This window comes from Neisseriaceae bacterium CLB008 (assembly GCA_041228285.1).
In the GTDB taxonomy this organism is placed as follows: Bacteria; Pseudomonadota; Gammaproteobacteria; order Burkholderiales; family Neisseriaceae; genus JAGNPU01.
The window spans coordinates 2,129,562-2,149,399 of record CP166133.1; the positions used below are offsets into that span (position 1 = coordinate 2,129,562).

At 53.5% G+C, this 19,838-nt stretch carries 21 protein-coding genes; 9 read left to right on the plus strand and 12 right to left on the minus strand.

Translation table 11 applies throughout. From position 1 onward, the window contains the following. Positions 1–174: 174 nt before the first annotated feature. From AB8Q18_09810 to surE, 7 genes are all read right to left on the minus strand, one after another. Entirely contained in the window at positions 175–1,884 is a 1,710-nt protein-coding gene (locus tag AB8Q18_09810) for a thiamine pyrophosphate-requiring protein (protein XDZ50490.1), read from the minus strand. Between the two features lie 242 nt (positions 1,885–2,126). Continuing rightward, positions 2,127–3,344 (minus strand): DUF819 domain-containing protein, encoded by a 1,218-nt coding sequence (locus AB8Q18_09815; protein ID XDZ50491.1) that lies wholly within the window; start codon positions 3,342–3,344, stop codon positions 2,127–2,129. A 57-nt stretch (positions 3,345–3,401) separates the two neighbouring features. Further along, positions 3,402–4,106, minus strand: coding sequence for a M15 family metallopeptidase (locus AB8Q18_09820; GenBank protein XDZ50492.1), 705 nt, complete (start codon positions 4,104–4,106; stop codon positions 3,402–3,404). A 76-nt stretch (positions 4,107–4,182) separates the two neighbouring features. Further along, positions 4,183–5,028 (minus strand): MurR/RpiR family transcriptional regulator, encoded by an 846-nt coding sequence (locus tag AB8Q18_09825; protein XDZ50493.1) that lies wholly within the window; start codon positions 5,026–5,028, stop codon positions 4,183–4,185. A 394-nt stretch (positions 5,029–5,422) separates the two neighbouring features. Then, positions 5,423–6,313, minus strand: a complete 891-nt coding sequence (locus AB8Q18_09830) for a peptidoglycan DD-metalloendopeptidase family protein (protein ID XDZ50494.1) — start codon at positions 6,311–6,313, stop codon at positions 5,423–5,425. Positions 6,314–6,402: 89 nt separating this feature from the next. Further along, positions 6,403–7,083, minus strand: coding sequence for a protein-L-isoaspartate(D-aspartate) O-methyltransferase (locus AB8Q18_09835; protein ID XDZ50495.1), 681 nt, complete (start codon positions 7,081–7,083; stop codon positions 6,403–6,405). After that, positions 7,065–7,817, minus strand: coding sequence for a 5'/3'-nucleotidase SurE (gene surE / locus AB8Q18_09840; GenBank protein XDZ50496.1), 753 nt, complete (start codon positions 7,815–7,817; stop codon positions 7,065–7,067). The genes AB8Q18_09835 and surE overlap by 19 nt, the downstream gene beginning before the upstream one ends. A gap of 199 nt (positions 7,818–8,016) precedes the next feature. On the opposite strand from surE, the gene AB8Q18_09845 reads away from it, so the two are divergent. Together AB8Q18_09845 and AB8Q18_09850 are read left to right on the plus strand one after the other, a co-directional pair. Beyond that, entirely contained in the window at positions 8,017–8,736 is a 720-nt protein-coding gene (locus AB8Q18_09845) for a DUF1190 domain-containing protein (protein XDZ50497.1), read from the plus strand. 2 nt (positions 8,737–8,738) lie between these two features. Beyond that, positions 8,739–9,902, plus strand: coding sequence for a glutathionylspermidine synthase family protein (locus tag AB8Q18_09850; protein ID XDZ50498.1), 1,164 nt, complete (start codon positions 8,739–8,741; stop codon positions 9,900–9,902). A gap of 63 nt (positions 9,903–9,965) precedes the next feature. On the opposite strand, the gene AB8Q18_09855 is transcribed toward AB8Q18_09850, so the two are convergent. Genes AB8Q18_09855 through AB8Q18_09865 form a run of 3 tightly spaced genes read right to left on the minus strand, consistent with a single transcriptional unit; the run spans position 9,966 to position 12,488 of the window. Next, complete coding sequence (locus AB8Q18_09855; protein XDZ50499.1) at positions 9,966–10,640, minus strand: UPF0149 family protein; 675 nt, start codon at positions 10,638–10,640, stop codon at positions 9,966–9,968. A gap of 58 nt (positions 10,641–10,698) precedes the next feature. Further along, positions 10,699–11,475, minus strand: a complete 777-nt coding sequence (locus AB8Q18_09860; protein ID XDZ50500.1) for a TrmH family RNA methyltransferase — start codon at positions 11,473–11,475, stop codon at positions 10,699–10,701. A gap of 50 nt (positions 11,476–11,525) precedes the next feature. Further along, complete coding sequence (locus AB8Q18_09865) at positions 11,526–12,488, minus strand: tRNA dihydrouridine synthase (GenBank protein ID XDZ50501.1); 963 nt, start codon at positions 12,486–12,488, stop codon at positions 11,526–11,528. Positions 12,489–12,539: 51 nt separating this feature from the next. Between AB8Q18_09865 and AB8Q18_09870 the strand changes: the two genes are divergently transcribed. From AB8Q18_09870 to cfa, 7 genes are all read left to right on the plus strand, one after another. Next, complete coding sequence (locus AB8Q18_09870; protein ID XDZ50502.1) at positions 12,540–13,493, plus strand: nucleoside hydrolase; 954 nt, start codon at positions 12,540–12,542, stop codon at positions 13,491–13,493. Between the two features lie 22 nt (positions 13,494–13,515). Continuing rightward, positions 13,516–13,734, plus strand: a complete 219-nt coding sequence (locus AB8Q18_09875) for a DUF1653 domain-containing protein (protein XDZ50503.1) — start codon at positions 13,516–13,518, stop codon at positions 13,732–13,734. A gap of 23 nt (positions 13,735–13,757) precedes the next feature. Beyond that, positions 13,758–14,285 carry a peptide-methionine (S)-S-oxide reductase MsrA gene (gene msrA / locus AB8Q18_09880; GenBank protein XDZ50504.1) on the plus strand — a complete coding sequence of 176 codons (528 nt, stop codon included), beginning with the start codon at positions 13,758–13,760 and terminating at the stop codon, positions 14,283–14,285. Positions 14,286–14,310: 25 nt separating this feature from the next. After that, positions 14,311–14,847: a peptide-methionine (S)-S-oxide reductase MsrA gene (gene msrA / locus AB8Q18_09885; protein ID XDZ50505.1), complete on the plus strand. Its 537-nt coding sequence runs from the start codon at positions 14,311–14,313 to the stop codon at positions 14,845–14,847. 152 nt (positions 14,848–14,999) lie between these two features. Next, entirely contained in the window at positions 15,000–15,887 is an 888-nt protein-coding gene (locus tag AB8Q18_09890; protein ID XDZ50506.1) for an NAD(+) kinase, read from the plus strand. A gap of 8 nt (positions 15,888–15,895) precedes the next feature. Further along, the gene (recN, locus tag AB8Q18_09895; GenBank protein XDZ50507.1) at positions 15,896–17,557 is read left to right on the plus strand and encodes a DNA repair protein RecN; all 1,662 of its coding nucleotides are present in this window, start codon (positions 15,896–15,898) and stop codon (positions 17,555–17,557) included. A 234-nt stretch (positions 17,558–17,791) separates the two neighbouring features. Next, positions 17,792–18,946 (plus strand): cyclopropane fatty acyl phospholipid synthase, encoded by a 1,155-nt coding sequence (cfa, locus tag AB8Q18_09900; GenBank protein XDZ50508.1) that lies wholly within the window; start codon positions 17,792–17,794, stop codon positions 18,944–18,946. A 3-nt stretch (positions 18,947–18,949) separates the two neighbouring features. Here cfa and AB8Q18_09905 read toward each other — a convergent pair whose 3' ends face one another. After that, entirely contained in the window at positions 18,950–19,312 is a 363-nt protein-coding gene (locus AB8Q18_09905) for a hypothetical protein (GenBank protein ID XDZ50509.1), read from the minus strand. A gap of 139 nt (positions 19,313–19,451) precedes the next feature. Beyond that, the gene (locus tag AB8Q18_09910; GenBank protein XDZ50510.1) at positions 19,452–19,808 is read right to left on the minus strand and encodes a hypothetical protein; all 357 of its coding nucleotides are present in this window, start codon (positions 19,806–19,808) and stop codon (positions 19,452–19,454) included. Positions 19,809–19,838: the final 30 nt, after the last annotated feature.

The window sequence follows — 19,838 nt, forward strand, 5'->3', positions numbered from 1 at the left end:
AAATCAGCCTAATCAATTTCCCCTTAGTTTGCGACGGGTTAAGCCACATAGCTGCTATATGGCCCACAGCAGCACTTTTATGAAGCATGCAGGCGGCCAGCGCGCACAAAAAAAGCCCGGTCGAATTCTGACAGGGCCGCTACACCAGCCTAAGCCAGCACCACCATGATAAGTTTATAAATAAGGCACTTCGACCAAGGCTAGGCGCCGCTCGGTTCGAATAAACGCCACCGCCTGCTCCAAGGCTGCCGCCACCTCATCCCCATGCGTCACCTTAATGCCCAAGCCTCCGCTGGCCGCCACCAACTGGGTAAACTCTGGCGTAGGCGCCAAGCCAACGCCAGGCATATCATCACATTGGGCGGCGTGGCCATCGGGATACAGCGCCCGTACCGAATGAGCCACTGCCCCCCAACGGGCATTATTGGCAATCACAATGAGGATCGGAAGCGTCGCTGCCGCCGAAATCTGCTGGCAGGCAGCGGGATTACCAAACAAATAGCTGCCGTCGCCTAAGGCCGCAATCACTAAGCGCTCTCGATCAGCCAGCTGCACGCCTAAAGCAATTGCCAAGCCCTCTCCCAAACCACCAGACAAGGCCTCTTGATAATAGCTATTGGCGCGGGTTAGGCCCGTGTACTCTTTTGCCACGGCCAACTCCGTCACCAAAACGCCCTGATGCTTTTCCGCCAACTGACCAACGGCGTGGCTAAAGAAGGCCTTGCTGACTTTCTCGCCAGTGCCAGCCAGCGCCGTGGCCAATCGCGCCGCCTGAGCAGCACGATTGCGTTCACTGACCTGATCATGCCGCGTTTGATTGAAAGCCTTTTGGGCTGGCGTCAACAGCGGCAACAGCGCGGCCTGCAACAGGCTCAAACCAAGGTCTACGGCTGTGGCCAGAGCCACATCAACGGCATACCCCCGCACCGGGAAGTCGGTAAACAAAGGATCAGGCCCCAGCTGTATGACCTGACAATCAGCGGGCAGCGCCACCTGATTCATCACCCACGGCGCCAGCGAGTCGACCACCAGCAGCACGTCGGCCTCAGCCAGCCATGGCGTGGGATCGCCCCCTGCAGCCATGGCATCATCGCTGGCAATGGCCAGCTCCGTGGCCCAAAACTCCACCACGGGCACCCCCCAGTCATTGGCAAGTTCGGACAGCGTCGCCACGCCAGCCGCCGAACCTGCGCCTCTTTGGGCCAAAATCACAGGACGCTTGGCGCCCGCCAAACACTCAGCCGCACGCCTTAGGGCTGTTTGCGTCGGTTCGTAAGCCACGGGCTGCTGTCGGGTGGGTGCCAATAAGGTCGCCTCATCGGTACGATAAGGCGTACACAAGGGCTCGCGCGGCAGGCTTAAATACACCGGCCCCTTCGGTAAAGACTGGGCAATGGCAAAAGCTCGGTCCAAGTGCTCAGGCATCTGCTCGGGCACGCGCAGCTCAAAATCCCACTTAACCGACTCGCGCACCAAAGCCGCCTGATCACGCATTTCTTGGCCATAGCCAATCGGCGTATTGCGGCTGCCTAAGTGGCCGTGCTCGGTAATGGGCGTTCTGCCGCCCAGCAAAATCGTGGGAATGTTCTGACAATGTGCATTGATTAAGGCCGTCACCGCATTGGCTAGGCCCACATTGGTGTGCACCATCACGGCCTGAGGCCTGCCGGTGGCAAAATAATAGCCATTCGCCAAGCCCATAGCGGCATTTTCATGAGGGCAGTTAATGAAGATGGGCATTTTTTGGCCCTGCGCCTGTAGTTTGGCCATGCTCTCAATTAAGGGAGGATGATCGGTGCCTGAATTAATAAACACATAGTCCACGCCGTGGGCCACTAAACGATGTAACAACGCCTCTGTCGGTAATACCGTGATGTCTGCCATGGTTTGCCTCCTACTCCGCCCCCAAAGAAGACGGTGAACATTACTCAATCGGGCAACGACCCGAATCCAAGAATCATTATGAGCAAGAGGCTGGCCTCTGTAACAGAGCAAAAGGAAACTAAGTGTTATGCAACAGCGACATAGCTCACCATTGGCCTAGCCACAGACGAAGACAGTGATCGCACGAGCGAACACAAAAAAACCCCTAGGGTTTTATCCCTAGGGGTTGTTGATCAAATGACTTACAGAAACTTAGACAAAGCAATGTGCAAAATCGTACCGACGTAGTTACCGATGATGTAGCCCACCGTCCCCACTACTAAGATTGGGCCAACCAAAGCTTTCCAACCCTTACTGATGGCCAAGGCCGCAGCCGTGGTTGGGCCACCAATATTGGCGTTGCACACCAACAAAATTTCTTCGAGGTTGTACTTAAACAGCTTACCAAAGCCCAAGCTGATCAATAGATTCACGATCATCACGATGAACACAAACACAAACAGCAACGGCGCATTAGCCAAAATCATGGGGATAGAAGCAGGTAGGCCGATCACCACAAAGAAGATGTAAATGCCGTAAGTACCCAGCTCTTGGCTGCCGCTTAGCTTCGAGAATGGCTTTTTAAAGATCAACAAAGCCAAGAAGGTAAAGCTGGTCAACAAGAGGTATTTATCGGTAAACAGGCCAAAAATCATTTCCTGAACGATGCCGCCTTCTGGTGAAAAATGTCCTTTTAACAAAGCCGATGCTTTAAATGACAGGCCCACCAACAGCATAGAGGCCGCTAGGTTAATCGCAATGTCTTTCAAACCAATGGCGCGCGGCTGCCAATAAGCTTCTGAAGAGGTTTGGCCGCTGGCTTCTTTGGCTTCGTTCTCAAATGCATTGATGTGTGGCGTTGGGTAGTTCTTGCGGAAGAAACGCATGCCGGTCATGCCGATCAAGATGATGATGTAAACCACCATCATCAAGTTATCTGCCACCGTGGTCGAAGCGACCATGTCTTGAGAAGGCTCAAGCTTGGCCACCATGGCGGCAAAGTTCACCCCACCACCCGTGTAAGAAGCGCCAATCATGCCGCTGATTTTATCCAACTCAGGAATGTAGTTTTTTAAGGCAAAGAACGCCAACACCACACCGGCCATCGTGCCGATGGAACTGAGCAAGAAAATGAACAGCAAGCGACCACTTTCTTTAAAAATCGTGTGAATGTTGATTTGAAATAACAGCAAGGGAATCGCCAACGGCACCACATAGCCCCACACCACGTCATACACGGGGGCATCTGTCGGCACCAGGCCAAAGTTAGACGCAAATAACGCAATGATCAAAGCGATCACGGCGCCAGAGAGCTTTGCCGCCCACTGATAGCGTTGTTCCAAAACAATGGCAGCGGTCGCGCTCACCATAATGAAGGCCCAAAGGCCAAACGTGTTGTCTGCAGCAATCCAAGATGTCATGCTATTCTCCTCAGTACAAAGTACTAATATGTTGTTTTTATTGTTGATGATTGACGATTAAAGCTCGGCTGCCGCATAAACCGCATGCATTTGGCCCGAGTAGTGCGCCCACAGCTGGTTGCCACAATCAAAGTGCCACCATTCTGTCGGTAAATTGGTAAAGCCTGCCTGCGCCATGGCGTGGCACAGCAGACGTCGATGTTGATTAATGGCCCCCGAGCGGGTAGCCTCAGCCTCATAAAAAGCCGTCCACGACGCCAATTCTGCGCTGTCAAAGGCAGAGCCCATGTCGATGGCTTCGTCGCTTGCAACGTCAAACAAGGTTAAGTCCACCGAGCCGCCGGTAAGGTGTGGGCTGGGCGCATCTGCTGCCGTGCTGGGCATGGCCACAAACTGGTTTAAAACCTGTAAGCGCTCTTTGACACTGGCCTCAGGCATGCTCAGCAATAGCTCATCCGCAACGATGTCACGTAAGGCCACTTGCACCTCATACGGACGCCAACCGTCTAAAAGACGCAGGCCCAAATGAGGAGGCAACAGGCTCAATGCATGTTCTAAGCGTTGCGCCACGCCGGCACGCAGCCAAATATCGGGCAAGGCGCCGCGGATTTGGTCGGCAAAATAGGCTGAACGTATCTGTAAACGGGGCTGTTCACTGATCTTAACTAAAGGCTCAGCGATGGCTTGAATGGGTGTGCGCATGACGGCCGCCCAGTCGGGTTCGGCCTTGATCACAATAGCAGGTAATTGGGTCGCTGACACAGCAGTCTCCTCTTGATGCTTTGATTATTTTTATGGTTAAGAGTGGCTGCCGTGTGACAGCCTGAAGAAATAAAACCTAGGCTTCGAATTGGCCAAAAAAGGCCTGCAGCTGTTTGTTTTTCTCGAGTCGACCTTTTAAATCGCCTCCTCGCTGTAGCGCAACCTCGCTCAGCAATAGATTCAATACCGACACCAGCGGCGACAGCGAATCCCAAAACTGGCCGGTTTCGGTACGCACCATCAAGACATCGCCGTCTAACTCATGCGCCCACGGACAATACACGTCGGTAATGAGAGCAAACGGCAGCGATTGCTCCGCCGCGGCCTGGCACAACCGTTTGGTTTGCTTAGCATAGGCGCGCATGTCGCTAGTGATGATGTAGGGATTGTCGATTTCGCTGTTGAGCGATTCTAGATAGGTGCCAGAGCTGCCCTCGGCGTAATACACGCGGGGGCGCAGATATTCCAGCAAGGCAAAGAAATGATTCATGATCCCGCGCATAGACTGCACGCCGATCACAAACACCGCATCGGCATGCACTAAATGATGCACAATGCGTTGAAAGGCAGCGCTTTGACGCAGGGAATGAGCGTGCTGAATGGCTTCGATCTCGCGCTGAAGCGCATGATCCAAATCAGGCGCATGCTGCTGCTGGGCCGCATAGCGGTCAGTCACCAGCCAAGGCTTGACGTCGTTGGCGCGAAGCTCGTGCTTCACGTCCTCAATATTTTTAAAATTTAAACTGCGAAAAAACCGTCCAACAGTCACACCGCTCACCCCAACGGCATGACTGATGGTCTCAGCCGTTTCGTAAGGCAAGTAGTCTAAATTAGCCAAGATATAAGTCGCGACTTTTTTAAACGTAGGCGTCATCGAAGCAAACTGCGCCTCAATGCGCTGAGCAATGGGATTGTTGGACATTGGTTTCTCTTTTGATGTGTGTGCTTGTTATTTTGTTAACATTTTATCTAAAGCCTTTATTTTGTCAACAAAAAATTGAAATAAAAAATCCTTGTAAAACACTTATCTATGAAAAAATTAAAAAACAGCTGCATTTTCAATCTCCAAAAAATAACGTTTCTTAACACTTAAGCCTTATTTCATGGTGCAATCACTTTTTTTACGGGTCATAAAACCCGCGCTCAAATCATGCCCCACTAAATGACAAAAAATTAACACACTATGTTACTTAAGTGACAAAAAAAGGCGCTATCGAGCAAATCTTGACCAACAGCCAACCCTGCTTAACGCTGTTTCACATGCCCTAACCCATAAAAAAAGCGCACCCTTGGGTGCGCTTTTCAAACAGATTGACTTAGTATTTAATAAACTTAAGCGGATCAACCGGCTGGCCTTTTTGTCGTACTTCAAAGCGCAGCTTCGGTGAATCGGTGTCGCTATTGCCCATTTTGGCAATGACCTGGCCGCGTTTCACCATGGCACCCTCTTTCGCTAAGAGGCTTTGGTTGTGGGCGTAAGCCGTAAAGTAAACGGTGTTGTGCTGCACGATGATCAAGTTACCGTAGGCACGTAAACCACTGCCGCTGTACACCACTTTACCGTCGGCGGCCGCCTTCACGTCTTGGCCCATGGTGCCCGCCACAATGATGCCCTTATTGGCCGCGGTAAAGCGCGTCACCACATTGCCCTCAGTGGGTCGAGACCACTGTACGCCATCAACCGTCCAAACCGCACCCGCGGCACCCGCCGTCGTGGTGGTCGGTGGGGTAGTCGTCGTAGGTGGCGTAGTTGTAGTGGTTGGAGGCGTGGTGGTTACTGGCGTCACAGACACCGAAGTCACACCTTGAGCCGTTGGTGATTTCACGTTTACAACCTGGCCCAAAGACAAGGTGTTGTCGGCCATATTATTCCAAGAACGAAGCGACTCTTGGGGCACATTGTATCGTTTAGACAGGTTATACACCGTGTCGCCACGCACCACGGTGTGGGTACGGGCATTGATGTCGACGGGTGCGTATGAGGGCGTATAGGTGCCACCAGTCGCAGGAGGCGCCACCGGCGTTACCGTTGTGGTGCCCGCGCCGGTACCGTAAGGATCGGTCACGACGGGCTGTTGGGTTGTCGTACCACCACCGATGCTGCCCGTTTCAACCGGTGCAGGCGGCTGTTGCAACCAGCTACACGCGGTAGTGGTCAACAAAACGGCGCTGAATAATACTGTTCTCTTTATCTGTTGTGGTCGCATCTCTTAAAACCTCTATGTCTAATAAGGGTTTGTTGCAAAAATCAATCGATTTTGGCCATGATGGTCATATAATAAACGTCATTGACCCATCATGACAACTTACCTGCCACCAAAGGCACAAAATTGGCCTCTTCGATGCAGGTTTCACGATAGCCTCGGGCTTCTTTTTCAATCAGCCACAAATACTGTTTGCCCTCTTCTTCTAAGGGCAATACCATGCGCCCGCCTATGGCCAGCTGCATTAATAGTTCATGGGGAATGCTTTGCGGCGCGGCCGCCACCAAGATGGCGTCGAACGGTGCCTCCCCCGGCAAACCTAAGTACCCATCTGAACAGACCAAGCGCGCGCGATTAAGTTTGGCCTGACGCAAATTTTGTTTGGCCAATTCATTTAAAGCCCGAATTCGCTCTATTGAATACACATTCAAACCTAAGGCCAACAGCACCGCCGTTTGATAGCCGCAGCCGGTGCCAATTTCCAACACTTTAGACGGCAATGTTTCACGCTGGCCCAGCAGCAGCTCCGTCATGCGGCCCACGGTATACGGCTGCGAGATGGTCTGACCCAAGCCCAAAGGCAAAGACGTGTCGTCATAGGCGCGCGAACGCAGCGCCTCTTCCACGAACAGGTGACGCGGCACTTGATTCATAGCCGCCAACACCGCCTCATGCCGAACGCCTTGACGCATCAAGCGCTCTACCATCCGCTGGCGACGTAATTCATAGGCGGCAGGATGGCCGCTCATTGGCGTCATAGTTTGAGTGTACATAAGCTTTGTGATAAATAACCCAACTGATGATGGTCAGTTAAATCAATCGAAATTGGGGTCACGGTGACATACCCCTGCTCATTGGCCAGAAAATCTGTGCCCTCTTCTTTGTCTGCCGCCGCGCCCGGCGGGCCGATCCAATACACGGTTTCACCCCTAGGGCTGGTGGCTGGCACGATGCTTTGCATGTGGTGACGACGGCCTAGGCGCGTGACTTTAATGCCTTTTAAGTCGGCCACATCCACCGGCGGAATATTGATGTTCCACAGCAGCGGCTGCTGCGGTAGGTGCTTGCTAAAAAAACCAGCAAATAACCGCACCACATGGGCCGCCGTGTCTAAATAGCGATCGGTGCGATCATTAAGCGAAAACGCCACCGCAGGAATGCCGATCAGATAGGCTTCCGTCGCTGCCGCAACGGTACCCGAATACAGGGTATCATCGCCCATATTGGCGCCATGATTCACGCCAGAAAACACCATATCAGGTTTAAAGTCATCCATGGCGTGTAGGGCAAGATGCACGCAATCAGTTGGGGTGCCGTTGACATAATAATAGCCATTATCGGCTTGACGAATGCTTAAAGGCCGATCCAAAGTGAGTGAATTACTCACTGCGCTACGGTCGCGATCAGGCGCCACCACGCGCACCGAAGCCACGGTCGCCGCGGCGTCGGCCAAGGTTTTGATGCCTTTCGACAAATAGCCATCGTCATTACTGATTAATACATTCATGCCCATCCTTTATTGTTAAGCCATTGTACGCAATAAAGCCCTGCATATCAAAGCCACAGCGCCTATTGCGGCAATTTATTTTCGCTCAAGCAACCAGCCCTAAGCGCCTTCGGGCTAAATATCAGGGCAAACCGTGCCAAGCGCCTGAATCCATGCGATAATCAGCCCAAATCCATTCACTCAGGCCAATCACAAGCTTATGAGCACTCTAAAAAGAACCCCCAACGTCAACAAAGCCCGGTTTAAAAAATACGCCACCCTATCGCCAGTGGCCCTTGCCGTCACCAGCCTTTTAGGCCTAGCCGCCTGTACTGAATCGGCACCAGAAACCACAGAGAACGTGGCCATTTACGAAACCGCCCAACAGTGCGTTGACGCCAATCCGAGCGATGCCGCCGCCTGCGCCACCGCCTTTGAACAAGCCCAAAAAGAAGCCGCCGCCACCGCGCCTAAATACGACAGCATTGTGTCTTGCTGGGAAGAGTTTGGCAAAGATGGCTGCACCGAAGCCCCTGCGGCCGTGGCCAATGCCGACGGCCAAACCACTGAAGTCGCCCAACAAGCCAGCAGCGGCATGAGCTGGATGCCCTTAATGGCCGCCTATATGTTCGGCCGCATGAGTGGCGGCATGGGCGCCAATCAGTTCGCCAATAAGCCACTGTATACGCCTAAAGCCGGCGCGGGCAAAGGCCAATTCTTTGACGCCAAAGGCAAATCCTTCGGCCCTGCCGTCTCCGGGCGCAGCATGTCGGTTAAATCATCCGACCTAGCGCCTGGCAAGGCCTCTGGCCAAACCCTCAAGCGCGGCGGCTTTGGCCAAATGGCGGCCAAGCAATCACCGGCCGCCAGCAATAAGAGCAGCAGCAATCAGCGCAGCGGCGGCAGCCGTAGCGGCAGCGGTCGCAGCTTCGGGGGCTAGGCATGAATCGATTACCCATTGTCGAACGTCCAGAATGGCGTGCGCAAGCGGAAAGCTTTGGCTTTAGCTTTCACACCATGTACGGTGAGCCCTATTGGTGTGAAGACGCTTACTATCAATTTACCCTACGCCAAATTGACGAATTAGAAGACGCCAGCAACGAACTGCACCAAATGGCGCTCGAAGCGGTGCAAAAAGTAGTCGACAGCGAAGCCTTATTGGCCCAGTTTGGCCTGCCCGAAGCCAGCTGGGATGTGATCAAAACCTCTTGGGCCAATAAAGAGCCGTCTTTATACGGCCGCTTTGACTTTGCCTACGACGGCATTCGCCCGCCCAAGCTGTTGGAGTACAATGCCGACACGCCGACGTCTTTGTTTGAAACCGCTTTGTTTCAATGGCTGTGGCTGGAAGAACAGCAAGAGGCAGGCCTATTGCCGCGTGAAGCTGATCAATTCAACAGCATTCAAGAACAGCTGATTGCCCGCTTTAAAACCTTAAAACAGCAATACGGCATGAGCACGCTGTCGTTCGCCTCTTGCTTTGACTCAGTCGAAGACCGCGGCACGGTGCAATACCTGCAAGACTGCGCCGAAGAGGCCGGCATGGCCGCACCGTTTTTATTTATTGAAGACATTGGCCTAAATGCCCAGGGCCAGTTCACCGATTATCAAGACCAAAATCTAGACGCACTGTTTAAACTGTACCCGTGGGAATTCATGCTGCGTGAAGATTTTGCCCCACACCTAAAAGACGCCCCCACCCGTTGGCTTGAGCCCGCTTGGAAAAGCATTTTATCCAACAAGGCCTTGCTGCCCTTATTGTGGCAGCTTTTCCCCTATCATCCTTATTTATTAGCGGCCTATTTTGAGGGCGACAAGCAGGCAGATAAGCTGTCGCGCTATGTACGTAAGCCACTGTTTTCACGAGAAGGCGCCAACATCGAAATCATCGACCGCGGCCAAACCCTCGCCAAGGCTGAAGGCCCCTACGGCGCCGAAGGCTATATTGTGCAAGAGTATTACCCCTTGCCCAAGTTCGGCGACAGCCACACCTTGGTCGGCAGCTGGATGGTCGGCGATGAAGCCTGCGGCCTGTGCATTCGAGAAGACCACAGCTTAATCACGCAAGACCTATCACGCTTCTACCCCCACGTGATTTTGGACTAAGTTGCGGCCAATAAAAACCCCACGCTCAATCATGGTTGAGCGTGGGGTTTTTTATGCCTAAGCTTAATCTTGGCTTTGCTTACAGCAAGCCTTAAATTTCTTGCCGCTGCCGCATGGACAAGGATCGTTACGACCCACCTTATCACCCTCACGGCGCACGGTTTTTACCGGGTTCATAAAGTGCTGCCAATAGCCATACACCATGCCTACAATTTCAGGCAGCTGCTGTTGGAACACCTTGATTTCACGCTCGGTAAACGTCAATAGCGCCGCTTGGCCAGGCTGCTCATCAAACATACCGGCCAACGCCATGATGGGGGTTAATAAGTCTTCAAACTCTTCCGCCTCAATGGCCTCAAACCAATCGGTTTGGGTGACGTCTAGCGCACATAAATAAGCATTGCTCCAGCTTAAATAGTCTAGTCCATCCACGGCCTCGGCGTCTGGATACAAAATCAGACTCACCGGCTGGCGAGCGGCCAAGGTTGTTTTTAGATCGGCCACCATGGCGTCGACCAAGGCCACGATTTGCGCCTCTTCTTCGGCGTCAAAACCGGCATCGTCGCCCGTGATCTCGGTGAGCCAGTCGGCCACCACCACAGGATCAGGACCCGACACCAAGGCGGTAAAAAAAGCCTGCACTTCGTCAACGCGCATGCAGTCGCCGGCAATGGCCTGTGGATTTAATAAAGTTTCGAGCGCTTTTTGCTCGGCGGCCCCAAAAGTCATGGTTGTCATGCTTGTCTTACCTCGTTGTGAAAAGATGACCACTGCTGCTCACGACCAGCAGTGGTGATTAAAGAATTTGGCGCATGCGCTCAAACAGGCATACGGTGGCGGCCATCGCCACGTTTAGGGATTCAGTTTGGCCCAGCATGGGAATGATCACGGTTTGGTCGGCCGCCGCCATGGTGGCGGCGCTCACGCCCGCCCCCTCATTACCAAACACCAAGGCCACGTCTTGACGTAAATCTTCGCCATACACTGACACAGCGCGCGCATCCAAAGCCGTCGCTAATGAGCGGCCCTGGTAGGCCGCCAGCCACGGCAAGAGCGCTACCTCGGTGTGGATTCGCACCAAGAAATGAGCGCCCATGCCTGCGCGTAACACCTTAGGTGAATACACGTCCACGCACTCAGGGCTCAACAGCACATCGCAAATGCCCGAAGCGGCGGCGCTGCGTAAAATGGTGCCCATATTGCCCGGGTCTTGTACGTTTTCCAACACCACGACCGAACCACACAATGGCGGCGTCAGCGCTTCGGGCCAAGCCACCACGCTGATGATTTCTGCCGCATGAGTCAAAGCCGTTACCTTGGCAAAAGCCTCAAGCGCCACCGTCACGGCGGTACCGCTGGGCAGCTGAGACAGACACGCTGAGATTTCGGGGTGGCCCACGCAGTCTTCACGTACAAACACCTGCTGTGGACGCTGACCGGATGCCAATAGGGCACTGAGCAAATGAATGCCTTCTAAAACCATGACTCGATCGGCTTTTCTTGCCTTGGTCTGGCTCAGCCATTTACGCAGGTTTTTTAAAGTGTCGTTTTGCGCTGAGGCAATGTGTTTCATGCTGCCGCCTTGTGGTGAGTGATCCGCTTATTTTAACAGTTTAGCCGCCATTAAGCTTGCGCCTGTAGCACCGCTAAAATGTCTTCCGCCTGCTTCAGGGTTTTGATCTGGCCAAAGAGCGCCGCCGCCTGGGGATGCACCAGCTTGAGCATGCCCAGCCATTGCTTAAACCTTGCCGCGGGATACTTGCTGTCGCTGCCGGTTTTGGCCACGCACAGATGCACAAACTCAATCAACCATGCATTGATTTGTGCCCAGTCGGCCTCGGCCACTTCATCTATAGGCGTACCCGCCTCATAAGTTTTAATGCGACGGGCCAAATCAGGCCGCATCAAGGCACCACGGCCCAGCATCACGCTGGCACAGCCCGTTTCTTGCTTGATTTGCACATAGTCGGCCAAGGTAAACACATCACCATTAGCCGTCACAGGGATACTGATGGCCTGCGCAATCTTGCGAATCCAAATCCAATGGGCCGGTGGCGTATAGCCTTCCACCTTGGTGCGCGCATGCACCACCAGCTCAGCTGCGCCGCCCGCCTCTATCGCCTGGGCGCACTCGATGGCCAAGGCCTTATCCTCATAACCAAGGCGCATTTTCGCCGTCAGCGCGATGTGATCGGGCAGACCTTGACGCAGCGTGCGCACAATGTCGTAAATGGCTTCAGGCTCTTTGAGCAATACCGCGCCACCTTTATGCTTGTTCACCGTAGGGGCTGGGCAACCAAAGTTCAGATCAATCTGCTGGGCGCCATAATCCACCACGTTGAGCGCATTGGCCAGCATATTGGGGGCATCTGAGCCTAAAAGCTGCACCACGCAGGGCACGCCGCTAGGGGTGAGGCTATTGTGGGCCAGCTCCGGCGCATGCTTCAGCCAGGTCGGTTTACTGTGCACGGTGTGGGTAATGCGCACAAATTCGCTGACGCAAGCATCAAACCCACCAATGTCGGTCAACAAAATGCGCATCACGTCATCGACTAAACCTTGCATAGGGGCTAAAATTAAACGCATTGACAAGCTCATGAGGAAGAAAGAAAGCGATTTTACCGCTTTTTCACCATTATGACCCAAAAACCCATCATTATTATCGACACTGACCCTGGTCAAGACGATGCCGCCGCCATTTTAATGGCCTTTGGCTTTGCCAATCAAAACCTCGCCGACATCGCCGCCATCACCACGGTGGCGGGTAACGTGGGCCTTGAACTAACCAGTAAAAACGCGCGCATTATTTGCGACTGGGCCAATCAGCCACACACGCCGGTTTACGCCGGAGCGGCCAAGCCTTTAATTGAAAAGCTGGTCACCGCAGAAGACGTTCACGGCAAAAATGGCCTGGACGGCGTGCCGCTACACGAGCCCCAAACCCCGCTCAAAAGCCTGCATGCCGTGCCATTTTTAATCGAAACCCTACTCGCGGCGGCACCCAACAGCATTACCCTCTGCCCCATCGGCCCGCTCACCAATATTGCCCAAGCCTTAAGCTTGGCACCGGAGTGCGCAGAAGGCATTAAAGAGATCGTTCTGATGGGCGGCACCTATTTTGAAGCCGGCAACATCACGCCTGCCGCCGAATTTAACTTTTTCGTCGATCCTCACGCAGCCCAAATCGTGCTACAAAGCGGCGTGCCGATCACGATCTTACCGCTGGACGTGACCCACAAAGCCTGCGTCACGCAACCGCGCATGAACGCACTCAAAGCCTTGGGCAATGCCAATGGCCCGCGCCTGGCGGCTATTTTGCAAAGCTATGAGCGCTACGACATTCAACAGTTTGGCTTAGACGGCGGCCCTCTGCATGACCCCTGCGCCCTCGCTTATGCGGTGTTCCCTGAGCTCTTCAGCGGTAAGAAGGTTGCCGTCAACGTGGAAACCCACGGCACCTTCACCATGGGTGCCAGCGTGGTTGACTGGTGGCAAAAAGGTCCGCAGCCGGCCAACGCTAACTGGATCACCGACGTGGATGCAGACGGCCTCTTTGCCAAGCTGACCGCCGCCATTGCCACCCTACCTTAATCCATAACTTAAAGATAACCCCATGATCAAACGCGGTATTTACCAGCATTATAAAGGCGCCCACTACGAAGTTTTGGGCATCGCCCGCCACAGTGAAACAGAAGCTGAATTAGTGGTTTACCGAACCCTCTATGGCCAGTATGATTTGTGGGTGCGCCCTCTAGACATGTTCGCCGAAACCGTCAATATAGACGGCCAAGAACGGCCACGCTTTGCCCTGATCAAAGCCCACAACGATTAAACACATTCACTCAAGGGAATCATATGGAACAAGCTACATTTGCCGCCGGCTGCTTTTGGTGTATCGAAGCTATATTTAGCCAGCTTAAAGGCGTCCACAGCGCCGTCGCAGGCTACACCGACGGCGCCGACCCCAAACCCACCTACGAAGCCGTGTGTACCGGTGCCACCGGCCATGCAGAAGCGGTTCAGATCAGCTTCGACCCCAATATTATTCAATACCAAGACTTATTAAACATTGTCTTTGCCCTACACGATCCGACCTCGCTTAACCGCCAGGGCGGCGACGTCGGCACCCAATACCGCAGCGCCATGTATTATCATGACGAGGCTCAAAAAGCTCAGATCCTAGCCACTATGGCCGATCTGGCGCCACACTATCCTGACCCCTTGGTCACCGAAGTCAAACCCGCGGTGACGTTCTACACCGCAGAAGACTACCATCAAGGCTATTTCTTAAAGAATCCTGAACGCGGCGGCTATTGCCAAGCCGTGGTGGCGCCTAAGTTTGTGCGCGCCAAGGCCAAGTTTGCTGAATTTTGGCGTGATTAAACGCCCTCTTTGAAAAGGAACCATCATGGCACGAGCACTTTTTGCAGCAGGCTGTTTTTGGTGTATTGAAGCAGTATTCAGTCAACTCAAAGGCGTGGAATCCGCTATTTCTGGCTATAGCGACGGCGACACGATCGACCCCAGCTATGAAGCCGTTTGCGCGGGCGAGACCAATCATGCCGAAGTGGTGCAGGTGACCTTCGACCCAGAAGTCATCCAATACCAAGACTTGTTAAATATCTTGTTTGCTCTGCACGACCCGACTGCAGTGGATCAGCGACACTACAGCGACACGCCCAGTAAGCAGTACAGCAGTGCCGTGTACTACACCGATGCCGACCAAAAGGCTCAGGCCTTAGCCACCATCGAGGAGCTGGCACCGCATTACGAACGGCCGATTGTGACCGCAGTCAAACCAGCGGCCACCTTTTACCCGGCTGAGGAATATCACCAGGGCTACTTTATGAAGAACCCTGAGGCAGGCGGCTATTGCCAGGCCGTGGTGGCGCCCAAATTCGTCAAAGCCAAGGCCAAGTTTGCCGAATTTTGGCGCGATGCCTAGCGCCGAATAACACCACAGAGACCGCCTTGGCGGTCTCTTTATGATTCATTGTCTAGCGCCGGCTGCCGTAAAAACCAGCAAAGCAAGCCGATCTGATGGCTTTTGCAGCAAAGCCACTTTGAGACTATGAAAAAACCCTTTAGAATAGAGCCATGAATAGCTTATTTAAACACGTCGGTTTGGTGACCCGCCCCGACACGCCCAATATAAAAGAAGACGTCAGTCTGCTGATCGACTTCTTGTGCGCGCAAGGGATTAAGGTTTACCTAGAAAAAGACCACGACAACGACTTCTTAAACGACTTCGTTTCCGACGTATGCTTAAGCGTAGACAAAGACACCTTAGGCAAGGTCTGCGACCTCGTCTTGGTACTGGGCGGCGACGGCACCTTGCTGTCGGTGGCGCGCAAAATCGCCCCCTATAAAGTCCCCCTCATCGGCATCAACCAAGGTCGCCTGGGTTTCATGACCGACATTCCGCGCGAGAACATGCTCGACGTTTTAAAACCCATGTTCCTCGGTGAATTCATGCCCGAAGAGCGCATCCTGCTAGAGGCCACCATTGAGCGCGCAGGCCAACCCATCAAGACCTCGCTGGCGCTCAACGACGTAGTGTTTAGCCGCAGCGGCATGGGCCAAATGGTCGAGTTTGAAGTGTTTGTAGACGGTCAATTCGTTTACACCCAACGCTCAGATGGCCTCATTGTGTCCACGCCAACTGGCTCGACCGCCTACTCCCTGGCCGCTGGCGGCCCGATTCTGCACCCTACCTTACCCGCCATTGCGCTGGTGCCGATTTGCCCGCAATCGATGAACAATCGACCGATCGCCATTCCCGACACCTGCAAGGTCGAAGTATTGCTGACCAAAGGGCTGGATACCCGCATCCACTTTGACGGCCAATCGCTGTACGACTTAGATGAATTAGACCGTATTTTCATCCGCCGCTACCAAAATAGCCTGCGCATTCTCCATCCGCTAGACTACAATTATTACGGCACCTTACGCCAAAAACTTCATTGGGGCGAACGCTTAGTTTAGGATCATTCATGCTGTTGACGCTTACGCTTTCTGACTTTGTGATTGTGGATAAACTCCACCTTGATTTTGACACCGGCTTCACCGTTTTAACCGGTGAAACCGGCGCGGGTAAATCCATTACCTTGGATGCGCTCGGCCTACTGATGGGCGATAAAGCCGACTACAGCCAAGTGCGCCACGGCGCCAAAGATGCTCAATTCTCCGCCCTTTTCGACATCAGCCAGCTGCCCCACACGCAAGCGCTGTTGCTGGAACAAGGCCTCATCCAAGAAGGTGAGACTGAGCTGGCCATTCGCCGCATCATCGACGCCAAAGGCCGCAGCCGCAGCTTCATCAACGACCAAACCGTGACCTTGGCCCAACTGAAAACCGTTGGCGAGCAGTTAATCGACATTCACGGCCAAAATGCCCACCATTCGCTCAACAATGAGGCCACCCAGCGTGCCTTACTGGACGAATATTCAGGTAATTTAAGCCTCGCCAAAGACGTGCGCCTTGCCTATCAGGGCTGGCAGCAGCAAAAGCAGGCCCTAGAAAAAGCCCGAACTCAATCCGACCTACTCGAAGTTGAGCGCGAGCGCCTCAACTGGCAAATCAACGAGCTATCGGAGCTGAACCTCAGCGCCGGCGAATGGGCCGACCTGAGCCAAAGCCACCACACCCTCGCCCACGCCGCCGACCTACTCGAAGCCGCCGGCTTTGTCGAACAGCTGGTGAACGAGGACGAGCTGAATTTACTGCGCATGGTCTACCAATGCCAAAACAAGCTCAGTCCACTGGTACAGGTACACGCCAAATTTGAAGAAAGCCTCGCCCTCTTAAATTCAATTGAGGCCGAACTGAGCGAGGTGGCCCACGCCATGCGCGACGTCAGCAGCCAAATTGAAATCGACCCCAATGAATTGGCCAAAAAAGAGGCCCGCATCAACGAGCTGGTCAATATTGCGCGCAAATACCGGATCGAACCTGAAATTCTGCCGCAGAAATATCAGCAGCTGCGCGATGAATTGGCCACTTTAGAAGCCGCCAATGATTTGGCCAGCTTAGAAAAACAGGTTGAACAGGCCTATGAAGCCTACCACACCATCGCCCAAAAGCTGAGCAAGAAACGCAACGAAGCGGCGCAAAAACTGGCCGATGAAACCACGGCCCACATGCAAGACTTAGCCATGGCGGGCGCCCAGTTCGCCATCTCTTTACATCCGCTAGACGACCCTCAAGCCTATGGTTTGGAGTCAGTGGAGTATCAGGTGGCCATGAACAAGGGGGCGCCGCTGCGGGCCTTGAATAAAGTGGCTTCTGGCGGTGAGCTCTCGCGCATCAGCCTAGCCCTACAGGTGGTCACCAGCCAATACACCAAAGTCCCCACCTTGATTTTTGACGAAGTCGACACCGGCATCGGCGGGCGCGTGGCGCAAATCGTGGGCAAGGCATTAAAAACGCTGGGCCTACACTATCAAGTTTTGGCCATTACCCACCTACCCCAGGTTGCCGCCTGCGGCGACCAGCATTGGCAGGTGGCCAAACACGAAACCGCAGAGCATACGGTCAGCCAGATTCATGTTCTCAACACTGAGCAAAGGGTGGCGGAAATCGCCCGCATGCTCGGCGGCGAAGTGGTGACCGACACCACATTGGAACACGCCAAAGAATTGCTATCGGCCCAATAGCTTGACTCATTGAAACCGAACGCCAGCCCATCCTTGAGGCTGGCGTTTTTGTTTACCCGTCAGGGCGACAGCCCACCGCCCCCAATAACAAACAAAAACATACAATAGAATCAACAGATAGCCCTGTTTTCAGGCTCATTTAAGCAGCGTATTCTAAGGTTAGCGCACAACCACTGCCGTTGTACTGACCCATCGCCCTTCTATGGTGCCCCTAACCCTTAGTGGAGACAGAGCATGAATACCGCTTGCCTAGAGCCAATACAGCCCCCTCAAAATCACTGGTATCGGATGGCGCACACGCTGCTACAGCAGGCTGACATCACCATCAATGGTGTTGAGCCTTTTGACCTGCAAGTGCATCATCCCAAGCTATTTGAACGCATTTTAAAAGAGGGCTCTTTAGGCCTCGGTGAAAGCTATATGGATGGTTGGTGGCAGTGCCAGCGCCTAGACATGTTTTTTGAACGTGTGTTAAGAAACGATTTAGAATGCGCCATGCCGCTACGCTGGCAAGATAGCCTACGCCTCTTAAGCGCGCGCCTATTTAACCACCAATCCCTACGGCGTGCTTGGCAGGTAGGAAAACATCACTATGATTTAGGCAATGATTTATTTAACCTCATGCTCGACCCTCATCTCCAATACTCCTGCGCCTATTGGCTAAGAGCCAGCACTTTAGAAGAAGCCCAAGAACATAAGCTACGCCTAATTTGTGAGAAGCTGTGCCTGAAGCCAGGCCAAACCTTATTAGACATTGGCTGCGGCTGGGGTGGGCTCGCCGCCTATGCAGCACGCCACTATGGTGTCAGCGTGGTCGGCCTCACCATATCAGTAGCGCAGCAGCGCTTGGCCCAAACCCATTGCCAAGGCCTAGACGTCGACATTAGATTGCAAGACTATAGAACATTAGCGCAGACGTTTGATCGCGTGGTGTCGGTGGGTATGTTTGAACACGTTGGCCCTAAAAATTACCGCACCTTCTTTCAGCGTGTGCGCCACTGCCTCAGGGCCGATGGCCTCTTCTTGCTGCACAGCATCGGCACCAACCACACCAGCCAGCGCGTCGATCCGTGGATAGAAAAATACATTTTCCCAAACGGTAAGCTGCCTTCGTTAGCCCAAATCGGTCAGGCCAGCGAAGGCCTTTTCGTTATGGAGGACTGGCATAATTTTGGTGCCGACTACGACCTCACCCTGATGGCTTGGCAACAGCGATTTAAAGCAGCTTGGCCAAGTTTAGCCAGCCATTATGGTGATCGCTTTGAGCGCATGTTTACCTATTACCTGCACGCCTGTGCGGGCGCTTTTCGGGCGCGCAACCTACAGCTGTGGCAAATCATGTTTAGCCCACAAGGTGTCGCAGGTGGGCTACGGGTGGCCAGAAGCTAAACCTTAAGACGGGGATTTAATCGCGTAGCCTTGCAGCAATAAAGACGGGGATTTAGGCGATAAATTCAGATCGTATATCGGATGCACCATATGGCCAAAGCCCGTGTCCCACGGCAACTCGTCTGGGCGCACCACGCTTTGGCAGCCAAACAGCCGCGCCTTATACTGGAACACCAATACGTGCTCGCCCACGCCATTGGCCAAAAAGGGTTGGTCAATGCCCACGGCGCCGCCGATGTAGTCAGAACGCAACACCTGACAACCAAAGAGGGTCTCGCCCACGGCGGTGCGGCTCAGCTGAGCCAACTGCGCCTCCGTCATATTGATGTAGTGATTACCTTGTTCATCCAGTGCCACTTCAAACATAGTGCCTCCTAAAACCGAATGGATTCAATTTAATAGAAACCTGCCTGATCACGCCCATCTTATCCTGATCGATCACAAAAACCAAACAAACCCGCTCATGGCGGGTTGATTTAATCCAGCTTAGGCCGCAGAGGCGACATCATTGCGGGATGTTGTAAACGTAACAGCCCAGCGTTTGTTTAATGCTTGGGGTTAAACTCAAACCATAAAGCCGCTGCAAGGCATCGTCCTGCCCTCGATCCCAAGGAAATGCTCCCTGCTTCACCATCACGCGCTTGCCGTAATAAACGCCTTCATATTGAATAATAAGCTGATGATGGCCCAGCCTATCCGCTAAAAAAGGCTGGCCGATTTCAGCCTCAAGGCCATAATGCGAATCCACCACCAAACACTCAAATAAGCTCTCCCCAATGGGTAAACGACACAGCTGAGCAAGCTGTCCCTCGGTTAAGTCTAGGGCATGATCCCAGGATTGATCGGCAATCACGTGCATCATCATCCTTCCTTTTCTGGTGGCGTTACCACA

Bases quoted from the DNA above. Each gene is read 5' to 3' on its own strand.
- AB8Q18_09850 (XDZ50498.1), top strand. From the start codon at position 8,739: ATGAATCGATTACCCATTGTCGAACGTCCAGAATGGCGTGCGCAAGCG.
- AB8Q18_09845 (XDZ50497.1), top strand. From the start codon at position 8,017: ATGAGCACTCTAAAAAGAACCCCCAACGTCAACAAAGCCCGGTTTAAA.
- AB8Q18_09860 (XDZ50500.1), bottom strand. From the start codon at position 11,475: ATGAAACACATTGCCTCAGCGCAAAACGACACTTTAAAAAACCTGCGT.
- cfa (XDZ50508.1), top strand. From the start codon at position 17,792: ATGAATACCGCTTGCCTAGAGCCAATACAGCCCCCTCAAAATCACTGG.
- msrA (XDZ50505.1), top strand. From the start codon at position 14,311: ATGGCACGAGCACTTTTTGCAGCAGGCTGTTTTTGGTGTATTGAAGCA.
- AB8Q18_09890 (XDZ50506.1), top strand. From the start codon at position 15,000: ATGAATAGCTTATTTAAACACGTCGGTTTGGTGACCCGCCCCGACACG.
- AB8Q18_09855 (XDZ50499.1), bottom strand. From the start codon at position 10,640: ATGACAACCATGACTTTTGGGGCCGCCGAGCAAAAAGCGCTCGAAACT.
- AB8Q18_09815 (XDZ50491.1), bottom strand. From the start codon at position 3,344: ATGACATCTTGGATTGCTGCAGACAACACGTTTGGCCTTTGGGCCTTC.
- msrA (XDZ50504.1), top strand. From the start codon at position 13,758: ATGGAACAAGCTACATTTGCCGCCGGCTGCTTTTGGTGTATCGAAGCT.
- AB8Q18_09810 (XDZ50490.1), bottom strand. From the start codon at position 1,884: ATGGCAGACATCACGGTATTACCGACAGAGGCGTTGTTACATCGTTTA.
- AB8Q18_09870 (XDZ50502.1), top strand. From the start codon at position 12,540: ATGACCCAAAAACCCATCATTATTATCGACACTGACCCTGGTCAAGAC.
- AB8Q18_09825 (XDZ50493.1), bottom strand. From the start codon at position 5,028: ATGTCCAACAATCCCATTGCTCAGCGCATTGAGGCGCAGTTTGCTTCG.
- AB8Q18_09865 (XDZ50501.1), bottom strand. From the start codon at position 12,488: ATGCGTTTAATTTTAGCCCCTATGCAAGGTTTAGTCGATGACGTGATG.
- AB8Q18_09875 (XDZ50503.1), top strand. From the start codon at position 13,516: ATGATCAAACGCGGTATTTACCAGCATTATAAAGGCGCCCACTACGAA.
- AB8Q18_09910 (XDZ50510.1), bottom strand. From the start codon at position 19,808: ATGATGCACGTGATTGCCGATCAATCCTGGGATCATGCCCTAGACTTA.
- AB8Q18_09905 (XDZ50509.1), bottom strand. From the start codon at position 19,312: ATGTTTGAAGTGGCACTGGATGAACAAGGTAATCACTACATCAATATG.
- AB8Q18_09835 (XDZ50495.1), bottom strand. From the start codon at position 7,083: ATGTACACTCAAACTATGACGCCAATGAGCGGCCATCCTGCCGCCTAT.
- surE (XDZ50496.1), bottom strand. From the start codon at position 7,817: ATGAATGTATTAATCAGTAATGACGATGGCTATTTGTCGAAAGGCATC.
- recN (XDZ50507.1), top strand. From the start codon at position 15,896: ATGCTGTTGACGCTTACGCTTTCTGACTTTGTGATTGTGGATAAACTC.
- AB8Q18_09830 (XDZ50494.1), bottom strand. From the start codon at position 6,313: ATGCGACCACAACAGATAAAGAGAACAGTATTATTCAGCGCCGTTTTG.